This is a genomic window from uncultured Negativibacillus sp. (assembly GCF_944388365.1).
Classification (GTDB): Bacteria; Bacillota; Clostridia; order Oscillospirales; family Ruminococcaceae; genus Negativibacillus.
On the sequence record NZ_CALXIN010000138.1, the window covers coordinates 1 to 4,024 of the forward strand.

Here is a 4,024-nt window from a genome sequence, read left to right on the forward strand (position 1 = left end):
GATTTCAGCGTTGATGCGCATCGAGATCGGACGCATTGCAACGCCGGTCATCCAGCCGCAGCCGTCCTCGCTCATCATCTCAGGGCAGGCATGTTCAATGTCAATCTTCAGTGTCGGACCGATCGAGTCGATTGCACACAGGCCGTCTGCACCGTGCTCGATGCATTTTGCTGCGGTTCCCACTGGGTCCGGCCAGTTTCCGCTGAGCTTGCAGATAACCGGAATTTTGACGTGTGCCTTGGTGTAGTCGAGCATCGGGAGCAGAGTGTCCTCGGTATAGGATACCAGCTCGATCATGTGAGCGCCGGCCTTTTCGACCTCCTCGACGATTTCCATTGCTTCGCCCAGGGTGTGACCGACGCTGGCAATGACGATTGCGCCCGCTTTGACTGCCTCTGGAATCTCCTTGGTGTACCACTGTTCACGGTCGCTGTCTGCCCATTTTTCGCAGTTGATGAGCGAATCCTTGTTGACGCTTCCCATGTGGTGCACCGGATTGATTGCTGCACTGCGGCGGATGGTCTTGGTAACAACCGCACCACAGCCAGCCTTGTGACCTTTAATCATTCCTTCTGCGCCGTAGGTCAATGGACCGGACGACAGAATGAACGGGCTCTGTAAATGATAACCACAAAATTCAATCCCAATATCTGCTCCCTGCAGCTTTTCTTTTTCAAACATCTCTGTATCCTCCCGTTTTTCTAGTTCTTCTTCATCGCTTTCATTTCCTGTGCTGCCTCATAGATGGCGTCCACCAGCTGCTCATAGCCGGTGCATCTGCACAGGTTGCCCGAGATGGCGCGGCGAATCTCCGCCTTCGAAAGATCCAGGTTTTTGTTTATAACCGCTTTGGCGCTCATGATAAAACCTGGTGTGCAGAAGCCGCACTGGAGCGCATGATTTTTCAGGATGGCCTGCTGGATTGGATCGAGCTCCCCATTTTTTCCGATTCCTTCGATGGTGGTGACCTCTCTGCCCTCCACGCTGCCGATCAGGGTCAGGCAGGAGGTGACGGCATTTCCGTCAATGATGACGGTGCAGGCGCCGCACTCGCCGACGCTGCATCCTTCCTTGGTTCCTGTAAGATGCAGTTCGTCGCGCAGCACGTCGATCAGGCGCATGTTTGGATTTACAGTTTTGGATTTACAGTGACGCTGACCGGTTCTTCATTCAGTGTAAAATGAACGGTGATTTTCTCCATAATTTATTCCAACTCCATTTCTGCCGCTGTCAACAGGGCGCGTTCCATCAATCCTTCCAGTGCAGGCTGTTTATATTCGGTCGACCAGCGATAACCGGTGACGCGGATCATTTCCTCCGAAACCGCCTTGCCTGCCTGTTCAAACAGCTCTCGGGAGATGGTTTTTCCTACAAGGAGGTTTTCCATCTCGGTCAGCCGTTTTGGCTTTGTAAAGATACAGCCGGCAACCACACGGGCAAACTCGATCTGTTTTTGTTCGTTGTATTTCAAGACGACCGCTGCATTGAGTCGGGAGATTGCCAGTGCTTTTCTTCTGCCCAGCTTTTCAAAACGGGTGACAGCCTTGCATGGCAGCTTTGGAACAACAAATTCCACCACAAACTCGCCTGGCTGCAGATCCACCTGACCTTTTCCAAGGTAGAAATCGCTCAGCAGCAGGGTGCGTCTGCCATCGACACCCTGCAGTACAATCGAAGCATCGCAGGCAATCAGTGGAGTCAGCGGGTCTGCTGCCGGAGAAGCATTGCAGATGCTGCCGCCGATGGTGCCCATGTTGCGGATCTGCGGAGAGCCTACGCTGGCGCAGGCCGCGGACAGCAGTGGAAAATACTCCTGGATGACCGGAGAGGTTTCCAGGTCGGTATGGGTGCTCAGTGCACCGATGTGAACTTCCGTTTCTTCTTCACGGACATAGCGCAGTTCCTTTTGCAGAGCGGAAATATCCACAACCCACTCCAGCTGTGCCCATTTTGGGTCTTTTTCGTGGATCTGCACCATCAGATCGGTTCCGCCTGCCAGAATACGGCTTTTGTCGCCATGCTGCTGGAGGAACGAACATACCTCCTCGATATGATTGGCTCGAAAATAATCAAAGTGAAACATAAGCTCCTCCTTAGTGAAGTTTTTTGCCCAGCAGGACAGTTTCCAGATCTGCCGGATTTTCCCGAACGCTGCGTCCGGTTGCATTGTAGACTGCGTTGGCGATTGCTGCGCCCACTGCCTCGGTCGCAGGTTCGCCGATGCTCTTGGAGCCATAGGTTCCGTTTTCATCGTTGCGCTCAAAGATGTTGATCTGCATCTGCGGTATATCCATTGCGGTCGGGATGATATAGGAGTCAAAGTTCCTGTTCTTGACCTTTCCCTTCACCGGTGCAACGTCCTCCATCACAGCATATCCCTGTCCCATGGCGATGCCGCCGTAGATCTGGCCGCGAATCAGCGCCGGATTGATGGCGGTGCCGACGTCGTGGCTGGCGGTTACCTTCTTGACATCGACATAGCCGGTGCGCATATCCACTTCGATCTCTGCGATTACACAACCGTATGCATAGGTCGGGAAGGCCTTGCCCTGACCGGTGTGATGATCCTGTACCAGCGGACCTGGAACAAACCACTCAAAGGCGGACATCTGCTTGCCGGACCACAGGCAGGCATTGGCCAGATCTTTCAGCTGTACGCTGTCGCTTGGATCCTGCTTGAGGTAGAGCACGCTGTCCTTCATCTCTACCTCGTCCACGGTGGCATCCTTCTTCTGGAACATTCCCAGTTCCAGCGCATTTTTAATCATGATTTCTTTCAGCTTCCATCCGGTTTTGCGCACCGACTGCGAACCCATGACGGTACCACGGGAGGCAACGGTCATGCCGCAGTCCGGAATGGAAGCGGAGTCGGTTCCATAGAAATAGATGTCCTCAAAACGGATGCCCAGTGCCTCCGAGGCGATCTGTGCGTAGGCTGTTTTGAGTCCCTGTCCGTTTTCTGCAAGGCCGGAGTTGATGGTGGCGCTTCCGTCCTCGTTGATGATAATCATACATCCGGCAGCATCGGGAGATTCTGCACCAAGGCCGCAGCCGCGGTAACAGATGGACAGGCCGATTCCCTTGCGGATGGTTTTGGAGGTCTGATTTTTATAGGCATCTCTCTTTGCCTGATAGTCGGTCTGTTTGGTGGTGTAGTCCAGAATCTCCTCCAGGATAACATTGTCCACCTGCTGACCGGTTGCCGTCTTGCTTCCGTCCTTCAGGCAGTTGATCTTGCGGAACTGCACGTTGTCCATGCCGATGGCTTCTGCCAGCTCGTCGATAAACTGTTCCTGTCCAAAGATCAGCGAAGGAGAGCTGTATCCTCTCATTGCACCGCCGTGGATATTGTTGGTGAACACACCAAAGGTGTCGGTGTGAATATTTTCGATCTCGTATGGACCTGCGGAATGTACATTGGCTCTCCAGTTCATAAACTGGGTCTGGTAGTTGTATGCGCCCGAGTTGTCCACCTGCTCGCCCCAGAAAGCGATGATTTTTCCTTCTTTGGTCACACCGGCTTTATAGCGCAGACGGAACGGATGGCGCTTGGAGCTTTCCAGGAAGGAATCCTCCCTGCTGAAAACGTATTTCACCGGTTTTTTGGTCAGTTCTGCCAGATAGGCTGCTCTGCCGGTCGCCAGTCCCACGCCTTCTTCCTTGCCGCCGAAGGTTCCGCCCAGGGTTTCCTGGATGATGCGAACCTTGTTGAGCGGCGCGCCGATGGCATCTGCGATGTAGCGGCGGGTGAAAAATGGATTCTGTGCCGAGGCATGTACCGTCATGATGTGGTCGGTCGGATGGATGTAGGCAACCACTGCCTCCGGTTCGATATAGGAATGTTCGATGAACTGGGTGCGGTACTCTCTCTCCAGCACGACATCCGCCTGCTCCATGGCTTTCTCCACATCTCCTTTTCGGATGTGGTAGACCGATGGAGTAAAGATATTGCCCGGGTACTCCTCATGTATCTGCGGTGCATCCTCTTTCAGCGCATCATCAATGGTGTATACGCCTGGCAGCT

2 protein-coding genes and 2 pseudogenes are annotated in these 4,024 nt (G+C 53.7%); all 4 read right to left on the reverse strand.

The window, feature by feature from the left end:
- A pseudogene (locus Q0L39_RS11080) lies at window positions 1-681 on the reverse strand (hypothetical protein); the annotation flags it as partial.
- Window positions 682-701: 20 nt separating this feature from the next.
- Window positions 702-1,201, reverse strand: a pseudogene (locus Q0L39_RS11085) ((2Fe-2S)-binding protein).
- Window positions 1,202-1,204: 3 nt separating this feature from the next.
- Complete coding sequence (locus Q0L39_RS11090) at window positions 1,205-2,083, reverse strand: xanthine dehydrogenase family protein subunit M (protein ID WP_296629191.1); 879 nt, start codon at window positions 2,081-2,083, stop codon at window positions 1,205-1,207.
- 10 nt (window positions 2,084-2,093) lie between these two features.
- Window positions 2,094-4,024, reverse strand: a 1,931-nt coding sequence (locus Q0L39_RS11095; protein ID WP_296629193.1) for a molybdopterin cofactor-binding domain-containing protein, incomplete at its 5' end; no start/stop codon positions are given.

Bases quoted from the DNA above. Each gene is read 5' to 3' on its own strand.
- Q0L39_RS11090 (WP_296629191.1), bottom strand. From the start codon at position 2,083: ATGTTTCACTTTGATTATTTTCGAGCCAATCATATCGAGGAGGTATGT.